The sequence below is a fragment of the Polaromonas sp. P1_G2 genome (assembly GCF_056405515.1).
Map to the genome: position 1 here is coordinate 1 of NZ_JBFUBY010000050.1, position 18275 is coordinate 18275.

21 protein-coding genes are annotated in these 18275 nt (G+C 59.7%); 19 read left to right on the forward strand and 2 right to left on the reverse strand.

Annotated elements, in window-relative coordinates; translation table 11 throughout:
* The 7 genes from AC1D0P_RS07540 to AC1D0P_RS07570 all read left to right on the forward strand — a co-directional run.
* A partial coding sequence (locus AC1D0P_RS07540) for a hypothetical protein (RefSeq protein ID WP_477676159.1) occupies positions 1-193 on the forward strand: 193 nt, incomplete at its 5' end.
* Positions 190-1266 (forward strand): nucleotidyltransferase family protein, encoded by a 1077-nt coding sequence (locus AC1D0P_RS07545; protein ID WP_477676160.1) that lies wholly within the window; start codon positions 190-192, stop codon positions 1264-1266. The genes AC1D0P_RS07540 and AC1D0P_RS07545, both read left to right, overlap by 4 nt.
* Positions 1263-2426 (forward strand): N-acetyl sugar amidotransferase, encoded by a 1164-nt coding sequence (locus tag AC1D0P_RS07550; RefSeq protein ID WP_477676161.1) that lies wholly within the window; start codon positions 1263-1265, stop codon positions 2424-2426. The genes AC1D0P_RS07545 and AC1D0P_RS07550 overlap by 4 nt, the downstream gene beginning before the upstream one ends.
* 8 nt (positions 2427-2434) lie before the next feature.
* Positions 2435-3202 carry an imidazole glycerol phosphate synthase subunit HisF gene (gene hisF / locus AC1D0P_RS07555; protein ID WP_477676162.1) on the forward strand — a complete coding sequence of 256 codons (768 nt, stop codon included), beginning with the start codon at positions 2435-2437 and terminating at the stop codon, positions 3200-3202.
* On the forward strand, positions 3192-3836 hold the full coding sequence (hisH, locus tag AC1D0P_RS07560) for an imidazole glycerol phosphate synthase subunit HisH (RefSeq protein WP_477676163.1): 645 nt from the start codon (positions 3192-3194) through the stop codon (positions 3834-3836). Before hisF ends, hisH begins: the two co-directional genes overlap by 11 nt.
* Positions 3833-4528: an acylneuraminate cytidylyltransferase family protein gene (locus AC1D0P_RS07565; protein ID WP_477676164.1), complete on the forward strand. Its 696-nt coding sequence runs from the start codon at positions 3833-3835 to the stop codon at positions 4526-4528. The genes hisH and AC1D0P_RS07565 overlap by 4 nt, the downstream gene beginning before the upstream one ends.
* An 80-nt stretch (positions 4529-4608) precedes the next feature.
* On the forward strand, positions 4609-5847 hold the full coding sequence (locus tag AC1D0P_RS07570) for a hypothetical protein (protein WP_477676165.1): 1239 nt from the start codon (positions 4609-4611) through the stop codon (positions 5845-5847).
* Here the strand turns inward: AC1D0P_RS07570 and AC1D0P_RS07575 are convergent.
* Both AC1D0P_RS07575 and AC1D0P_RS07580 read right to left on the reverse strand, forming a co-directional pair.
* Entirely contained in the window at positions 5835-6326 is a 492-nt protein-coding gene (locus AC1D0P_RS07575) for a hypothetical protein (RefSeq protein WP_477676166.1), read from the reverse strand. The genes AC1D0P_RS07570 and AC1D0P_RS07575 overlap by 13 nt on opposite strands.
* Entirely contained in the window at positions 6323-6886 is a 564-nt protein-coding gene (locus AC1D0P_RS07580) for a hypothetical protein (RefSeq protein WP_477676167.1), read from the reverse strand. Before AC1D0P_RS07580 ends, AC1D0P_RS07575 begins: the two co-directional genes overlap by 4 nt.
* Positions 6887-7107: 221 nt before the next feature.
* On the opposite strand from AC1D0P_RS07580, the gene rfbF reads away from it, so the two are divergent.
* The 12 genes from rfbF to AC1D0P_RS07640 all read left to right on the forward strand — a co-directional run.
* Complete coding sequence (gene rfbF / locus AC1D0P_RS07585; protein WP_477676168.1) at positions 7108-7884, forward strand: glucose-1-phosphate cytidylyltransferase; 777 nt, start codon at positions 7108-7110, stop codon at positions 7882-7884.
* Positions 7881-8957, forward strand: a complete 1077-nt coding sequence (gene rfbG / locus AC1D0P_RS07590) for a CDP-glucose 4,6-dehydratase (protein ID WP_477676169.1) — start codon at positions 7881-7883, stop codon at positions 8955-8957. The genes rfbF and rfbG overlap by 4 nt, the downstream gene beginning before the upstream one ends.
* A 5-nt stretch (positions 8958-8962) precedes the next feature.
* The gene (rfbH, locus tag AC1D0P_RS07595; RefSeq protein ID WP_477676170.1) at positions 8963-10285 is read left to right on the forward strand and encodes a lipopolysaccharide biosynthesis protein RfbH; all 1323 of its coding nucleotides are present in this window, start codon (positions 8963-8965) and stop codon (positions 10283-10285) included.
* A gap of 32 nt (positions 10286-10317) precedes the next feature.
* The gene (locus AC1D0P_RS07600) at positions 10318-11118 is read left to right on the forward strand and encodes a transketolase (protein WP_477676171.1); all 801 of its coding nucleotides are present in this window, start codon (positions 10318-10320) and stop codon (positions 11116-11118) included.
* A complete protein-coding gene (locus AC1D0P_RS07605) occupies positions 11115-12038 on the forward strand; it encodes a transketolase family protein (RefSeq protein WP_477676172.1) in 924 nt (307 codons plus the stop codon). Before AC1D0P_RS07600 ends, AC1D0P_RS07605 begins: the two co-directional genes overlap by 4 nt.
* Entirely contained in the window at positions 12038-12970 is a 933-nt protein-coding gene (locus AC1D0P_RS07610; protein WP_477676173.1) for an NAD-dependent epimerase/dehydratase family protein, read from the forward strand. The genes AC1D0P_RS07605 and AC1D0P_RS07610 overlap by 1 nt, the downstream gene beginning before the upstream one ends.
* Positions 12967-13908, forward strand: a complete 942-nt coding sequence (locus tag AC1D0P_RS07615; protein WP_477676174.1) for a glycosyltransferase family 2 protein — start codon at positions 12967-12969, stop codon at positions 13906-13908. Before AC1D0P_RS07610 ends, AC1D0P_RS07615 begins: the two co-directional genes overlap by 4 nt.
* Positions 13909-13939: 31 nt before the next feature.
* A complete protein-coding gene (locus AC1D0P_RS07620; RefSeq protein WP_477676179.1) occupies positions 13940-14905 on the forward strand; it encodes a lysylphosphatidylglycerol synthase transmembrane domain-containing protein in 966 nt (321 codons plus the stop codon).
* 56 nt (positions 14906-14961) lie between these two features.
* Positions 14962-15708: a glycosyltransferase family 2 protein gene (locus AC1D0P_RS07625; protein WP_477676175.1), complete on the forward strand. Its 747-nt coding sequence runs from the start codon at positions 14962-14964 to the stop codon at positions 15706-15708.
* A 13-nt stretch (positions 15709-15721) separates the two neighbouring features.
* Positions 15722-16693, forward strand: coding sequence for a hypothetical protein (locus AC1D0P_RS07630; protein ID WP_477676176.1), 972 nt, complete (start codon positions 15722-15724; stop codon positions 16691-16693).
* 2 nt (positions 16694-16695) lie between these two features.
* A complete protein-coding gene (locus AC1D0P_RS07635) occupies positions 16696-17220 on the forward strand; it encodes a hypothetical protein (RefSeq protein ID WP_477676177.1) in 525 nt (174 codons plus the stop codon).
* A 92-nt stretch (positions 17221-17312) separates the two neighbouring features.
* Positions 17313-18275, forward strand: a 963-nt coding sequence (locus AC1D0P_RS07640) for a glycosyltransferase (protein WP_477676178.1), incomplete at its 3' end; no start/stop codon positions are given.

Below are 18275 nucleotides of genomic sequence, written 5' to 3' on the forward strand. Positions count from 1 at the left end.
AAGCATCAAGGCGGCGCTGGCGGAAGCTTATTCAGCAAATTTTCAGGCAAATCTGGGCCAGGTGATGAGTCCCTATGGAGATGGCGGCGCCAGCCAGAAAATCCTGCATATCCTGGAAGATTACGATTTCCCGGCTTCCCTCAAGAAAACATTTCATGACTTACCCGTCATGGATGCGGCAGGACTGACATGAGCGCCTCAATTGAACTTTGGCGCCAAGGCATCCYGCCGCTCAGTGCGAATATCCAGCAGGCGATCCTGAATCTCGACGAGGTCGCGATCAAGATCGTGCTGATCGTCAACGAGAGCGGACGGCTGGAAGGCACGATCTCAGATGGCGATATCCGCCGCGGCCTGCTCAGGGGGCTGGATATGAGCAGCCCCCTGGCGGAGATTGTCCATCGCAACGCCCTGGTCGTGCCTCCGGGATTGGGGCGGGATACAGTTTTGCAACTGATGACGGCCAACAAGATCCAGCAGATTCCCATCGTCGACGACGATCAGCGTGTGGTCGGGTTGCATCTCTGGGATGAGGTCACAACGCCGGCCGCGCGTTCCAACCTGATGGTGATCATGGCGGGGGGCAAGGGAACGCGCCTGATGCCGCATACGGAAAACTGTCCCAAGCCCTTGGTACCGGTGGCCGGCAAGCCCATGCTGGAACACATCATCGAGCGCGCCAAGTCGGAGGGATTCAACCACTTTGTCCTGGCCATCCATTACCTGGGCCACATGATCGAGGACTATTTCGGCAAGGGTGACAAACTCGGCGTGACCATCGATTACCTGCGCGAGCCTGCGCCGTTGGGCACGGCCGGGGCGCTCGGCCTGCTCAACCCGCGGCCCGATGCGCCCTTCGTGGTGACCAACGGCGATGTGATCACCGACATCCGCTATGGCGAGTTGCTCGATTTTCACAACCGCTATACGGCGGCGGCGACGATGGCCGTGAGACTGCATGAGTGGCAACACCCGTTTGGCGTTGTTCAGACGGACGGCATCGACATCGTTGGCTTCGAGGAAAAACCGGTTGCGCGTAGCCACATCAATGCAGGGGTTTATGCACTGATGCCTGAAGCACTCGACTGTCTTGTGCCTGGGGTGCCATGCGACATGCCTGCCTTATTCGAACGCCTGCAGGGCAAGGCGATGCGCACGGTGGCTTACCCGATGCACGAACCGTGGCTGGATGTAGGCAGGCCCGACGATTTGAAGTTTGCAGCAGATTCCATTAGCAATAGTTTGGTGAAAGAGTTGAAGCCATGAAGAGAGATTTAATCAAGCAATACAATTTGCCGCCCGAAATCAGGTTCTGCAAGAAGTGCACGGTTTCCAATCAGCGTCCGCGTATAACCTTCGATGCGCATGGCGTCTGTTCCGCTTGCAATTACGCCGAGTTCAAACGCACGCAGATCGATTGGGCGCAGCGTGAGAAGGAACTGGTTGATCTGTGTGACCGATATCGCAAGAGCAATGGCGAATACGACGTCGTTGTGCCATGCAGCGGCGGCAAGGACGGCAGCTTTGTGGCTCACCAGCTGAAGTTTAAATACGGCATGAACCCGCTTGCGGTGACGTGGGCGCCGTTAAAGGCCACCGCAATCGGGCGCCAGAATCTTGATGCATTCATTGCCTCCGGTTTTAACCATATCCTGGGCACACCGAACCCCCAGGTAACCAAGAAGCTCACGCACTTGTCGTTCAAGCATCTGGGTGACCCATTTCAGCCGTTTATCTATGGGCAAACCAATTTTCCGCTGCACATGGCCGTCAAACACAATATTCAGCTCATCATGTATGGCGAGAATGGTGAGATCGAGTACGGCGGCGACATGAAGAACGCCTTCCGGCCGACGCGCGACATCCAGGATCACGACAAGCATTACTTCTCGGGGTTGCCGCCGGAATTCTGGGCGGAGCATGGTGTCTCCCTGGCGGACTTGTATCCCTTCATGGCGCCCAGCTATGAGGACACCACGAAGAACAAGACCGAGATACATTTTCTGGGCTATTACAAATTCTGGGACCCGCAGGAGAACTACTACTACTGCAGGGAACATACTGGTTTTACACCCAACACCGAACGTTCTGAGGGTACGTACTCGAAGTATGCAAGCCTGGATGACCAGATTGATGGATTTCATTACTACCTGTCGTACATCAAATTTGGCATCGGCCGCACGACCTCCGATGCAGCCCACGAGATCCGTGACGGAAAAATCACGCGGGAAGAGGGTGTCGCGTTGGTCAAGCGCTATGACCATGAATTTCCGAGGAAGTATTACAAGGAATTCCTGGAGTTTTGTTCGATTACCGATGCGGAAGTGCACGAGGTCATCGATAGCTGGCGCTCGGACCACATCTGGCAGCAGCAGGATGGTGAGTGGAAGCTGCGCCATGCAGTCTGGCACGAAGGTGTTGAATAAATAAGTGCATGAGCAATACACGTCTCATTGCCCGGCTTGATATCAAGGGCGCGAACCTGATCAAGGGGGTGCACCTCGAAGGCTTGCGCGTTATCGGCGATCCCGGCGACTACGCGAAGAAATACTACGAGCAGGGCGCGGACGAACTGTTGTATATCGACATCGTCGCCAGCCTGTACGGGCGCAACAAGCTGACGGACATCATCCGTGCGGCCGCCAAGGATGTCTTCATTCCCATCACGGTGGGCGGCGGCATCCGCAGTGTCGAGGATGTCAGCGACCTGCTCGGCGCCGGTGCCGACAAAGTGGCGATCAACACGGCTGCGGTGCTCCGCCCCGAGCTGATCCATGAGGTTTCTCGGCGTTTCGGGTCGCAATGCATGGTACTGTCGATCGAGGCGAAACAGCAGTCACCGGGGCACTGGGAGGTGTACACGGACACCGGGCGCGAAAGAAGCGGCCTTGATGTGGTCGAGTGGGCGCGCAAGGGCGAGGCGCTCGGCGCCGGGGAAATCCTGGTGACTTCGATTGATCGCGAAGGTACTCGCCAGGGATTCGATCTGGCGCTAACGCGGGCGATCACCGACGCCGTCGGCATTCCGGTCATCGCAAGCGGTGGCATGGGCAAGGCTGACGACCTGATTGCGGTGGTCAGGCAAAGCGGGGCGAACGCGGTGGCAATGGCGGATATCCTTCATTACGAGCGCGCGACCCTTGGGGAATTGCGGCAAGCTGCGAAAGCTGGCGGAGTGCAGGTGCGTGCATATGAGCGCTGATGTCGTTGTCATCGATTACGGGGTAGGTAACCTGCTGAGCGTAAGCCGCGGCCTGGAGCATTGCGGCGCCTCTGTGCTGGTGTCAAATGATCCGGAAACTATTCTGGCCGCGCCGCGGATCGTCCTGCCGGGTGTCGGGGCCTTTCGCGATGCCATGGCCGAGTTGCATCGCCGCAATCTGGACGAGGTGGTGCGCGCTTTCGCCCGCCAGGGCAAGCCCCTGCTGGGCATCTGCCTGGGCATGCAGCTGTTGCTCGACGAGAGTGAGGAATTCGGCGTGACCCCCGGCTTGGGACTGATTCCCGGGCGGGTGATTCCCATCCCGACCAGCACCAGCGACGGACGCGCGCAGAAAGTGCCCCATATCGGCTGGAGTGAACTGTCCCTGCCGGATGGCAGGAGCAGCTGGGACGGCACGCTGTTGCAGGGAATGGGCCCCAGCGAGGCGTTCTATTTCGTCCACTCCTTCATGGCCGCCCCGCAAGACCCCTCGCACCGCGTGGCCGATTGCCGGTACGGCGGTGCCCCCGTGAGCGCGGTGATCGCGCGGGCCAACATTCATGGTTGCCAGTTTCATCCGGAAAAAAGCGGGACCGCCGGCCTGAAGGTGCTCAAGCATTTCCTGTCCCTATGAAGATACTCGCCCTCGTTCCCGCGCGCGGCGGTTCCAAGCGCCTTCCCGGAAAAAACACCCGTGTGCTCGGGGGCAAGCCCTTGATCGAATGGAGTATCCAGGCCGCGCAGGGAATCCCCGAAATTGTCGACATCGTAGTGTCCACGGACGATGAGGGGATCGGCGGCATCGCCCGCAAAGCGGGTGCATCGGTGCCGTGGCTGCGGCCGGCGGCGCTGGCAACAGACGAGGCCTCTTCAGTGGACGTGGCCTTGCATGCGCTTGATGACTACGAAGGTCTGCACGGCCCCTTGGATGGCTTGCTGCTGTTGCAACCGACATCGCCCTTCCGCAGCCGGGAATCGGTATTGCGGGGGCTGGAAATGTTCCGGGCGCATGCGTTCCGTTCGGTCGTCGGTGTATCGCAGGCGAGCACGCATCCGCTGTGGTGCTTCCGGATCGACGGCGTCTCGATGAAGCCTTTTGTCGAACGCAGCCAGGCGGATCTCCGTGCTCAGGTCCTGCCGCCTGCCTACGCGCTCAACGGCGCGTTCTACCTCATTTCCCCCGCCGAGCTGCGCGCATCGCGCTCTTTCTGCAATAAAGACACGATCCCCCTTGTCATGGATACGCCCCTTGAAGGGGTCGATATCGACACGGAAACGGATTGGCAGTGGGCCGAGTATCTGCTTGGCCTTGCGCTGCCAAAGTAAAGTCATGCCGGCCGGCTTTTTCATATGGGGCGGCCCATCTCTCCTTGCCGCTGGCGCTCATGATGCAGCCCCCCGATGACATGAATACAGAAAAGATCTCCGGTCGACTGGCCGCCGTGCTGCTGGTCCTTGTGTTCCTCTATGCCACGACCTACCAATTGCCGTTTATGGCCGCCGTCGATTGGGTCCAGGCAACCGACGTCTACTCTTACCTGCATATTTCAGGATCGGCCCCAGGGCTTCCCGCGGAACGTATCGCCTATCACTTCTCGCAGCGATGGATTCCACATTACCTGGTGGGCATCGTTTCGGTCTTGTTCTCCGTCGATCTCGGCATGGTGTACACGCTGACCGTGTTGTTCCTGATATTCGCAATTGCATGGATATCCTTCGGCGTTTTGCGGCAAAGTACGCCGAACGCCGCATTCGCATGCCTGCTCTTCCTCATTGTTTCGCTGTCGGCGTTTTCGTACCGGCTGATCATCTTCGTGCCGGGCCTTCTCATCGACCTGGTCTGCGTGCTGGGCCTGGCCATCACGCTGAGTGGCCTCGTCAATCGCAGGGTCGGCTGGATATTGTTTGGCATGGTGGTTGCCACCTTGGGCAAACAGTTGTCGCTGCTGCTCCTGCCCGGCGTATTGCTGTACGCCCTGGCCGTCTTCGGTCGTACGGAGGGCAGGCGTGCCGCATTGATGAAGTGCTTCTGGATCGGTGCCGTCACCGTAGGCACCTATGCCCTGTTGATCGCGACGTCGGCGCATTTCGCATATCCAAATTCAATCACACGCACGGTGCTGTTCGCTCTTTTCCCCTGGCTGGTATCGGCCCAGTTTTCCGTCTCCGGCTTCGCCGAGCATATTTCCCGCGTCCTGGTGCCATTGCTTCCTTTCATCGGCATATTCATGCTGGCATGCTGGAAGCGGGTCACGGGGAGGGAGATGCTGCGGCGCTTGATGGCGCTCGAGAATGTCGCCCTGATTCTGATGGTGCTGGGGCCGATGGCGTATGCCTTCCTGCCCGGTCCGCAGGTACAGATGGGCAACCAAAGCCGCTATGTCGCGCTCAGCATGCTTCCGATGGCCCTGCTGACCTTGCGCTGCGCGCCCGCTGTCCAACTCGATTTGGCCTGGGGCGACTATCTATGGCTGGGCGTCGTCCTATGCGGTATTTCGTATCACCACCGCTACACCGTCGTGCAGGCAACGCCGGGTGTGTTCGTTGCGGTGCACCTTTTGAGCCTGCTGTGTCTGCTGGGATGGTTTGCCTGGAAAATGCAGGCTGGAGGACGGGCGCCCTTGCCCGCGGCTCAGGAGGCCTGACCGGGCTCGATTGAAAAGGGGCGCCCAAACAGCCGGATCGCCCCAAGCAGGGCGCGGCCCCTGGCGGTAAGAAGCAGGCCCCCATCCTGCGCCACGACCAATCCGCTGCCCTGCATCATCTCCAGGCGTGTCAGCAGGCCGTCTTCCGCATTGAAGGCGGCATCGAAGGCGGCAAGGTCGAGCGAGCCTTGCGGTGCCGCGTGAAGGTAGGCCAGCATTTTCAGCGTGACCGAGTTCAGCAGGTTGATCAACACCATCAGGTAAAACAACCAGGCCGCCAAGAACAGATACAGCTCCACCAGGTCGAGCCGAAACGCCGAGAGCTGATAAGCCAGGAGCGCCAATGTGGCCGCGCCGCCCAGCGCCACCCCCTTGGGCATGAAGCGTGCACCCCCCGTCAGGCGGCACACCAGTACATGCAGCGCAAGTGTGATGGCAAGGAGCAGCACGACTGTCTGCAGGACATGCAAGAGGCTCATAGACGCTTCAATCCGTAGATTGCCAGCACCCACGCGCCGACCGTATGGACACGCCGGCCGAGCGGGGTGATCGAATAGATCCCCGCCTGCTCCTGGGCAAATCCCAGGTGGACCATCTGCCCGAGCCTGCTGTCCCTCAGGTCCCGGATACCGACGCCACCGGCTTGCATGCGCGACTCCAGGCTTTGCGGTGTCACGGGCTGCTGCTCCGATTCCAGTGTCTGCATGGCGGCCATGATGCCGACCGAGATGCTTTTCCGGCAAATGCCGATCAGGGCGAAAACAAACACGTAGTGCAGGGAAAAGTAGATGAATGCGCCCGTCGCAATGCCCAGCAGGGCGTGGCTGTCGATGCCGGCGCCGGCCAGCGCGGCCACGACCGTGACGCAGAGGTAGGCAAGGAAAATTCGCGAGTGGACGCGGTTCACACGTGTGTAACTGTCGGCGCCGGCCGCCGTCTTGTCGACCACGATATAAACCAGGAACGCCGCAAAGAAGGCGATGGCGCCGTAGATACCGATATTTTCGATATCGCTCGAATAACTGGGGAAGGGAAACATGCGGGATCCAATAGCCGAAATTGAAACGGTGTCCATAGCCTGGTTCTGCCCGGCACAGGGCGCGTACAGAGGAATTACTACTTCGGGCGCATGTTAAACTACGAAGGTTTTATCCGCCAATCTTTCCATAGGTACCGCGATGGGTTCGAGTATTCGCCGATCAGTGATGTCACCTGCGTTTGAACATCTCTTTGTGCGCGCCTCAGGCGGCTGGAACTGACATGAAAGCCGTTATTCTGGCCGGCGGGCTTGGAACACGCATCTCCGAAGAGACCGCCCTCAAGCCCAAACCGATGATCGATATCGGCGGCAAGCCCATCCTCTGGCATATCCTGAAAATCTACTCCCATTTCGGGATCAACGATTTCATCATCTGCTGCGGCTACAAGGGTTATGTCATCAAGGAGTACTTCGCCAACTACTTCCTGCATAGCTCGGATGTCACCTTCGATCTGCAGCGCAACGAAATGGAAGTGCACCATCGCTATGCCGAGCCCTGGCGTGTCACGCTGGTGGACACCGGCGAGGAAACCATGACCGGCGGACGCCTGAAGCGCATCGCCCGCTTCGTCGAGGGCGAGGAGGCATTCTGTTTCACCTACGGCGACGGCGTCAGCAATGTCAATATTGCCCAGTTGATCGACTTTCATCGTGAGCACCAGCGGCTGGCCACTTTGACAGCCGTGTTCCCGCCGGGCCGGTTCGGTGCGCTGAATATCGCGCCCGACCACAACGTCATGTCCTTCAAGGAAAAGCCCAAGGGCGACGGCGGCATGATCAATGGCGGTTTCTTCGTGCTGTCCCCCAAGGTCATAGACCTGATAGCCGGGGACCAGACCAGCTGGGAACGCGAGCCGCTGGAGATGCTGGCCGCCTCCGCGCAACTGAAGGCCTATCCGCACGAAGGTTTCTGGCAGCCGATGGACACACTGCGCGACAAGAATCACCTCGATGAGCTGTGGGCATCCGGCAAGGCGCCCTGGAAGGTCTGGGAATGAATCCCGGGTTCTGGAAGGGCAAAAAGGTCTTGCTGACCGGCCACACCGGCTTCAAGGGCGCGTGGCTGGCATTGTGGCTGCAGCGCCTGGGCGCCGTCGTCAGCGGCTATGCGCTGGCGCCGCCCAGCTCGCCCAGTCTGTTCGAGCTTGCCGATGTGGGCAGGGGCATGCACTCGCTGGTCGGCGATATCCGCGATGCCGCCGCCCTGGCGGAGGCCGTCGCCAATACGGCGCCGGAAATCGTGATCCACATGGCTGCGCAGTCGCTGGTGCGTGTTTCCTACGACACACCCGTCGACACTTATGCCGTGAATGTCATGGGTACGGTGCACCTGCTTGAGGCCGTGCGCCGGACGGCCGGCGTCAAGGCGGTCGTGGTGGTGACGACCGACAAGTGCTACGAAAACAGGGAGTGGGCCTGGGGCTACCGTGAGAACGAAGCCATGGGCGGCTACGATCCCTACAGCAGCAGCAAGGGTTGCGCCGAACTGGTGAGCGCGGCCTACCGGTCCTCATACTTCAATCCCGATGCCTATGGCACGCACGGCGTGGCCGTGGCCACCGCACGGGCCGGAAATGTGATCGGCGGCGGCGATTGGGCGCAGGACAGGCTGGTGCCCGATATCCTCGCCGCATTTGCCGGCGGCAAGGCGGTGCAGATACGGCACCCGAATGCGATACGCCCGTGGCAGCACGTGATGGAGCCGCTGTGTGGGTACCTCACCCTGGCGGAGCGCCTGTACACGCAAGGGCCCGCGTATGCGGAAGCCTGGAATTTCGGGCCGAACGATGCCGACGCCAGGCCGGTCAGCTGGGTGGCCGACGAGCTGGCGAAGGCTTGGGGCGGCGGCGCCGGATGGCAACCGGTCGAAGGCGTGAACCCGCACGAGGCGCACCATCTCAAGCTTGACATCTCCAAGGCGCGCAGCCGGCTGGGTTGGCATCCGCAGTTGCCGCTCGCGCAGGCGTTGAAGCTGGTGGTGGCGTGGGCAAGGGGTCAGCAAGGCGGCGCGGATGCGCGCGCCCTGACGTTGGAACAGATTGCCGCGTATCAATCGCAGGCGAAAAATTGAACAGCATGCAAAACGCAAGAACAGAATCCATACGTGAAGAGATCGCCAGGCTGGTCGACGAGTACGCCTCGATCGCGTTCGCGCCCCAGCCCTTCTTTCCGGGCGCCACCGCTGTCCCCCCGTCGGGGAAGGTACTGGGCGCGGGCGAGCTGAAGAACATGGTGGCCGCCTCGCTGGACGGATGGCTGACCACGGGCCGCTTCAATGCGGAGTTCGAAAAAAAACTGGCCGCGTTCATCGGTGTCAAGCATCTGCTTACCGTGAACTCCGGGTCATCGGCGAATCTCGTTGCCTTCAGCACGCTGACCTCCCCCAAACTCGGCGGCCGGGCAATCCAGCCCGGCGATGAAGTCATCGGCGTCGCCGCCGGATTCCCCACCACTGTCAATCCGATACTTCAGTTCGGCGCGGTGCCGGTCTTCGTGGATGTCGACCGCCTGACCCACAATATCGACGCGAGCAAGATAGAGGCCGCCATCTCGCCGAAAACCAAGGCCGTCATGCTGGCGCATTCGCTCGGCAACCCGTTCAATCTCGACGTGGTCACCGAGTTGTGCAAGCGGCACAATCTCTGGCTGATCGAGGACTGCTGCGATGCGCTGGGTTCGACCTATCGCGGCCAGATGGTCGGTACCTTTGGCGACATCGGAACCCTGAGTTTCTATCCCGCCCATCACATCACCATGGGCGAGGGCGGTGCGGTGTTCACCAGGCACGACGAACTCAAGACCATCGCTGAAAGCTTTCGCGATTGGGGCCGGGATTGTTATTGCCCTCCAGGCAAGGACAACACCTGCGGCAAGCGCTTCTGCTGGAAGCTGGGCGACCTGCCGCAGGGGTATGACCACAAATACACCTATAGCCACCTGGGGTACAACCTCAAGATCACCGATATGCAGGCTGCGTGCGGACTGGCGCAGCTCGATCAAGCGCCCGCCTTCATCCAGGCGCGCAAGTCGAATTTCGCGTTCCTGCACCAGCGCCTCCAGGACTGCCAGGAGTTCCTGTCCCTGCCGGTGGCGACCGAGCACTCCGACCCGTCCTGGTTCGGCTTCCCCCTCACCCTCAAGGACCAGAGCCCGGTGAGTCGCCTCGACCTGCTGACCTATCTTGATCAGAACAAGGTCGGCACGCGGCTCCTGTTCGCCGGCAATCTGACACGCCAGCCCTATATGGCGAATGCGAAGTACCGCGTCAGCGGCGACCTCACCAACACGGACAACGTGATGAACAACACATTCTGGATCGGCGTCCAGCCCAGCCTGAGCGAGGAGATGCTCGACTTCGCGGCGCGGAAGATAGAAACCTTCCTGGGCGTCAACTTTTGAACCATGTGACCCATCCGCAAGAGAACATGACCATGGACTGCAGAAGCTTGCGCAAGACTGTCCTGGACATGGCCTACGCGGGTGCCACCGTGCATATCGGTTGCGCATTCTCCATCGTCGAGCTGCTGGCGGTCCTGTACCGCAATCACCTGCGCTATCCCGGCAATGCGCCCGAGGCCGCCGGCCGCGACTACCTGGTCTTGAGCAAGGGGCATGGCGTCATGGCGCAGTACGCCTGCATGTACGAGAAAGGCTGGCTCAAGCACGAGGACATCGCTACCTACTTTGCCGACGGCAGCGACTTGAAGGGTTTGTCCGATTCGCGCATTCCCGGCCTGGAGGTGACGTCCGGCTCGCTCGGGCACGGCTTCTCGGTTGGCGTGGGCCTAGCCCTGGGCGCTCGGCTCAATGGCACCGATCAGAAGACCTACGCCATCGTGGGCGATGGCGAATTGAACGAAGGGCCGATCTGGGAGGGCGCCATGTTTGCCGCCCACCATGAGTTGGACAACTTCATGGTGGTGGTGGACGAGAACGGCTTCCAGGCGATGGGCGCCACCGACGATGTGATTCGCCTGGGCTCCGTCAAGGACAAGTTCCTGAGCTTCGGTTTCGATGCGCTTGAGGTCGATGGTCATGACGAAGCGGCGATTGACGCGGCGATCCGGCAGCTTTGGTTGGATCCGTCGCACCGGCCCAAGGCGCTTGTAGCCCGGACGGTGAAGGGCAAGGGCGTCAGCTTCATGGAAAACAACAATATCTGGCATTACACGCGGCTCGACGCCGGGACCTATGCCCTGGCCGTCGAAGAAGTGGCGCGGGGCGAATCATGAGGACGGCTTTCAGCGAAACACTGGTCAGCCTGGCCAAGGCCGACCCGCGCATACTGCTGCTTACCGGTGATCATGGCTATGCCTTGTTCGACAGCTTTCGCAAGGCGTGCCCGCAGCAGTATATCAATGCAGGAATCGCCGAACAGAATATGGTCGGCGTCGCCGCAGGGCTGGCGCGCAGTGGCTTTCATCCCTTTGTGTACGGCCTGAGCGCCTTCATTCCGATACGCGTTGTCGAGCAGATCAAGCTTGATGTGGCGCATGACAATCTCCCCATGGTGTTTATCGGCGACGGTGCCGGTTTCGTCTACAGCCATCTGGGGACCAGCCACCAGGCGACCGAAGACATCGCGTGCACGAGATCCATCCCGAATCTCTCGATTTTTTCACCGGCCGACCGATTTGAAGTGCCGGTCTGCATGCGATGGGCTCACGCCGCGAAATCGCCGGTTTATCTACGCCTGGGCAAGTCCGATCGCGGCGACGTGCATACGGCGGCGCCGGGCATGGACGTGGGCAGCGTCTTTCCTGTCGTCGCAGGCGGTCCGCTCGCCGAGGTGGCATTGATTGCCACCGGCTCCATGGTCAGCACCGCGAAAAGAATCGCCGCGGATCGTTTTCCCGGCGCCTCGGTCTGGAGCGTGCCCAGCATCAAGCCCATCGATTCGCAGCAGGTCGCCGATATCTGCCGCCGGCATCGTGCGGTAGTCGTTCTGGAAGAGCATTCGGTCCTGGGTGGCCTGGGCGCGGCCATCGCGGAAATCGCCGGCGAGTTCGCGCCCGTCCGGATACTGCGAATCGGGACGTCGGATCGTTTTTCTCACCATTGCGGCAGCTACGAATACCTTCTGCGCGAGCATGGGCTCGACCAGGCGGCAATTGAGTTGCGTATGGCAGCCTTCCTTGGGCAGGCCGGCTGATGCGCATTGCCATCCTGGGCGCAACCAGCGAGGTCGCACGAGATCTGGCCGCTCTCATGCTCGAAGCCGGAGGGGATGAGCTCTTCCTCTACGCGCGAAGGCCGGATGCCGTCCAGGCGTGGCTGGCACCCCGCAGTCTTCCCGCCCCGGCCGCCAACGCATCGCTGGATGCGTTCCCCGGCGACCAGGCCTTCGATGCCATCATTAACTTCGTGGGTGTCGGAGATCCGGGCAAGGCGCTGGCGCTCGGCCCATCCATTCTCGATGTAACGCAGACCCACGACGATATGGCGCTGGACTATCTGAGGCAACATCCGGCGTGCAGGTATATCTTCCTGAGCAGCGGTGCCGTCTATGGCGGCAACTTCGTAGACCCGGTCACGGGGACGGAACCTGCCCAGGTGGCCATCAATCGCCTGTGCCCCGGTGACTGGTACGGCGTGGCCAAGCTCTACGCCGAATGCCGCCATCGCGCCAGGCCGGATGACGCGATAATCGACCTGCGCGTCTTTAGCTACTTCAGCCATACTCAGGATATGTCGGCGAGCTATCTGATGGCGGATGCGATACGTGCGATCGAAAGCGGTACGCCGTTGACGGTGTCGGCCGGCAACATGATGCGCGACTACCTTCATCCGGTCGATTTCATGCAACTGGTCAAGGCGGTGCTGAAAGCGCCGCCGGGCAATGGGGCCATCGATTGCTACAGTCGGGCGCCAGTAGACAAGCTTTCCCTGCTCGCGGCCTTGCAGGAGCGTTTCGGGTTGCAGTACAACATAGCCGCGGACACGCCGGCTTCCGGGCGCGGCGGAAAAGTCAACTATTACTCGGAAAGCCGGGCTGCCGAGGAATACGGATATCGTCCCGCTTTCGGTTCGATGGATTGCATACTCGGAGAGTCCGAAAAAATCCTCTACGGACGTGCGACATGAAAAAACTCATCAGTATTGTTACCCCTGCCTTCAATGAAGAGGGCAATATCGAAGAGCTGATCTCGCGGGTGAGGACGGTCTTCGAGGCTCAGCTTCCCGAGTACGACTACGAGCATATCGTGATCGACAACGCCTCGAGCGACCAGACTGCGGCCATCGTAAAGCGGCTCTGCGCGGTGGACAAGCGCATCAAGTTGATCGTCAATTCACGAAATTTCGGCCATATCCGTTCACCCGTCTACGCCATGAAGCAAGCCAGGGGCGACGCCGTCTTTTCGCTGGTCTCCGATCTCCAGGATCCGCCTGAACTGATTGCCGAGTTCGTGCGCATATGGGAAAAGGGTGAATACAAGATGGTGCTGGGCATCAAGAAGACGAGTGCCGAATCGCCGGTGTTCTTCCTTGTGCGGAAGACGTACTATGCGCTCGTCACCAAGCTGTCGGAAGTGCAGCTGGTCAAGAACTTCACGGGGTTCGGGCTGTACGACCGGCGCGTGATTGACGCGATCCGCTCGATCGACGATGCCTATCCCTACTGGCGCGGACTGATCTGCGAAGTCGGTTTCTCCAAGTACCTGTATCCCTACGACCAGCCGGTGCGGTCGCGTGGGATCACCAAGAATAATTTCTACACCTTGTATGACATCGGCATGCTTGGCATCACCACGCATTCCAAGCTGCCGCTACGGATATGCACCATCTTTGGCTTCATGGCATCGCTCCTGAGCCTGCTGATCGCGGTGATGTATGTTGTCGTCAAGATCCTGCACTGGGACGAAATGAGCTTGGGGATTGCCCCGCTCGTCATCGGCATGTTCTTCTTCGGGTCTATCCAACTGATGGTCATCGGATTCCTCGGCGAGTACGTGGGCAACATCCACACCCAGACATTGAAGCGGCCATTGGTCGTCGAGCTTGAGCGGGTAAATTTCGAATGAGGCAGCTGCGCTTGCGACGGCCGTGGCAACGATGAAAAAACCGGTGTCGCGTTGGGTTGCGTACCTCCCACACGCGGCGATTGCAGCTTTTTTCCTGGCATGTTTCCTCGCGTTCCAGGGGGACCTGAGGAAGGTTGATCTCCGGGCGTTGCCCCAGGCCTACGGCGTGTATGCCTGCGTGATCGCGCTTGCGTTCACCAGCTATGTCATACGGGCAGTGCGTTGGCGCATGTACCTGCAGCAGCTGGGTTACGACTTTCCACCGTTTTTCGGTGTACTGACCTATATTGCCGGGTTCGCATACACGCTTGCCCCCGGCAAGGTTGGTGAGTTGATGAAGGTGACCTACTACGGCCGTTACGGAATTCCATTGAGCGCCGTGGCGGCGGCATTCTTTGTCGAGCGCCTCGCCGACCTCGGTGTTTTTGTATGTCTCGCGCTAGTGTTCCTCGGTTTCCAGGCCAAGGGTTACGGCACCATGCTGGCGATAGCCGGACTGTGCGTGCCGGTGGTTGTCCTCGCAATCGCGGTGCTCGATGCGCAGCAGCTGCGCAGGATATTTCGGATTCCCTTCGTTCGCAAACCGCGCCTGGACGCTATCGGTGATGCAATCGTGAATGCGACGTTGTCGGCGAAGCAGCTCCTGACATTGCGCCGACTGGCCGGTGGTTTGCTGCTGGGCTTTCTGGCCTGGGGTGCGGAATGCACGACGCTTTTTGTTTTGGCACAGATAGTCCCGCAAACTTCCATCGGTTTCGGCGATTCGATCGGAATATATGCTGCCGCCATCGTCGTCGGTGCGATTTCGTTTCTGCCGGGCGGACTGGGCACCACCGAGGCCTTGCTGGTGGCACTGCTGGTTGGCTACGGGTTTGGGATATCCGATGCGCTTTTATTGACACTCGTATGCCGGTTATTGACCCTCTGGTTCGCAGTCGGGCTGGGCTGGGCCGCAGTCGGACTGTTACGGCTGTTGCGGCGGGAGGCCTCGCGGTGACGTCGGTAGGGCACGACGTTGCGGGCGCGACCGATGGGCCACCCAAGGTTTCGGTGGTGACCGTCGTCTTCAACGGGGAGATGCATCTCGAAGCCACCATTCGCAGCGTGCTGGGCCAGGACTATCCGCACCTCGAATATATCGTCATCGACGGTGGCTCCACCGACGGCACCCTGGAAATAGTCAGGAAGTATGCGGACAGAATTTCCTGCTGGCGCAGCGAGAAGGACGAGGGCATCTACGACGCCATGAACAAGGGGCTGCGGCTGGCAACGGGTGCATGGATCAATTTCATGAATGCCGGTGACCAGTTTCATTCTTCGGATACGTTGACGAAAATTTTTTCTGTCCCGACTGGAGGCAATACGGTGATCTATGGTGGTGTGGAAATCAGGTATCCGGATTTCAAGCGGATCGAGCAACCCGGAACGCCGGCCAGGCTCTGGCAGGGCATGCAGTTCTCGCATCAGTCGGCGTTTGTCGAGGCCGGCTACCACCGTGAACATTCGTTCAATATCGCGAACCGAATTGCTGCCGACCTGGAGTTTTTTTACCATGCTTACCTTGCGGGTGCCGGTTTCCTGAAGACCGAGCAAATTGTCTCGAGCGTACTGACCGGCGGCTTGTCCGAAGGCAACCGCGTCAGGACGATATTGGCGTCCCGGGATGCCGTGTGCAAGGGGCGGACGCGCCCATTGATCCGCCTTTACTTTTGGGGACGCGTCATCAGTTCGGTGTTCAGGTCGACGATAAAGCGGCTCCTGCCGGCTTCGCTCGTCAAGAAGATGATAATGCTCAAGTGAGCAACGCCCTGCCATGAATAATGCATCCCGATCGGACTGCGAAAGCCAGGAGTTCGTGTGTTTACTGCTGGGTTTCCTGGTCTTCTGCGGAAGCCTAGCCCTCTCCGGTTTTTATACTGAAGCGGACCAGGCCAATTATCACAGCGCTTACAGTATTTTGCCTGGGATGAGTTGGGAGGCCGGCCAGCTAGCATATCAGTCGAGAATATCCGGCGCGGAGGGGGTGCACTACCTGGTTTCCCTATTGGGTAGCACTCTCGAAATCGACAAAAATCTCCTGATGTCGGTATGCAACGGCATCCTGGCGGCATATTCAACGCGGCTGTTTCTGGCCTGGGGTGCCGATATCCGGATTGCCGCCGCAATCGTGGCCACGAACTTCTATGTCTTGGTTCTCTATTTTGCCGCCGAGCGTCTCAAGTTTGGATTTCTGTTGCTGGTTCTGGCGCTGCTGAGCACCGGAAAGCCCGTCCGCATGTTCGTGTTTTCGTTCATGTCGATCTGGTCCCATTTCTCGATGTTCCTCCTATGGCTGGGGGTCTGGTTGTCCGGCTTTTTTGCAAAGGTCGAGAAGGGTGAATTGCATCGGAGTACCTGGCTTAAGCTCGCATTGCCCGTTGGGCTGATTGCAGTGGCCCTCGTATTCAAGTCCAACTACCTGCTCTGGAAACTAAATACCTATATTGCTACGCGCGAGGCATTCAGCTTCACCTCGCTGGTACCCGTCCTGATTCTGTTTGGATTCTCGTGTTTTTATGCGAAAAGGCTGATCGGGCCGATGCTGAGCTTCCTGCCCGTGATGATCGGCATCGCGATCCTGGGCGGCTCGCGCCTGAACATGCTCGGCTACTTCATCTTCCTGTATTACGGACTCAGGGTGAATGGCGGGCTAAACGCCGGCGTCCTGGCAACTCATGTATATCTCGCTTACAAAGCGTTCGGTCTTGTCTCAAACATCATTGTTCATGGCCATGGGTTTCCTTAAAATTGAAATTTCCTGACCTAAAATCACGGTCCCTGTTGGATGTGGCGGCTCTGCTGTCGCTGGTGGTGCTGGTTATCTCCCACCTTCCAGCGGCGTTCGAAAGCCGCCGGATACGCCAGCAAGTGGCCGCCGCGTTGCCATTGGCAGCCAATGTACAGGCGCTGGTGGATAGCAATGCCCTCAAGGGAGTCGCATTCGATGCAACATGGGTGCCGATGGTGCTCAAGAACCAGCTGGCAATCGAGATCGCCGCACCAACAGGAATAATTACATTGACCTTTGCAGAGATCGGTGGCGGAGGGAAAAGCCTGAAGTTCATCCCCATGATTGAAGCGGGCGCGGGGCTGTTGCCGCTCGCCGAGGCGGCAAAGGCGGGCGCTGTCTCATCGCGGAAAATCATTTGGGTCTGCACATCGTCCCTTACACGTTCACGTAACCCCTACGTCATGGCCAACAAGGGCACGCTGGAAAGTAAATACGCGCCTGACGCCTGCCGCCATCGAGCGGCCAGCGCGGACATGCTATGAACATCGACGACCGTCACGTTGCTGAAGCACCGCATCCGCATATCGCAGGTGATGCGTGGCTGCGTGCGCGGTCGCAGGAAGCGTGAACGCAGATGGCTAATCGCCTGATCATTCATGGCCCCAATATCCATGGCGGCGGCGGGAAAACGCTCCTGTCCGCGTTGTTGAGCGCTGTCCGGCCTCCGTTGAATACCGTTGCACAGGTGGATCGGCGCATGGTGCTGCCATCGGGCATGGCTGCCGGCATCGAAGTCCGTAGAGTCCCGCCAACTGTCGCCGGCAGGTTCCTCGCCGAGAAATGGCTCCGATCGAATGCACGCGCGGAGGACGTCGTGCTGTGCTTCGGCAATTTGCCCCCGCTTTTCGCGCTGCGCTGTCCCGTGGTTGTATTTGTGCAGAACCGCTATCTGGTCGAAGCCGTCGGTCTGGGTCGGCTGTCGTTTACCACCCGGCTCAGGCTGCAGTTGGAGCGGCTATGGTTCAAAAGCAAACTTGCCAATGCCGATCTTTATGTTGTGCAGACGGCCTCCATGAAGCGACTCCTGGAGCAGAAGACACGTGGCCGAGTGCCTGTCGAGGTGATTCCGTTCGGCGCAGAGAAAGTCCCATCCGATGTCTTGGCCATGCCGGTTTCTCAGCCGCCTGCGGATTTCGTGTACGTCGCTTCCGGCGAAGCGCACAAGAACCACGGGCGCCTGCTGGAGGCCTGGCGCCTGCTGGCGGAGGAAGGCCTCTTCCCGACATTGCGCCTGACTGTGGATGACGTCGCGTTCCCCAGACTGTGCCGGGAACTGCGCGATTTGTCGACCCGACACGGCTTGCAGATATCGAATATCGGTGCCGTGCCACTCTCTGACACAGATAATCTTTACGTCGGCGCGCGTGCCCTGATCTACCCGTCGCTGCTGGAGTCTTTCGGGCTGCCATTGATCGAGGCGAAACAGCGGGATCTGCCTATCGTGGCCGCCGAGCTCGATTACGTGCGTGATGTGGCCACGCCGCAGCAGACCTTCGACCCGACATCTGCGGTGTCGATCGCGCGCGCGGTGAAACGC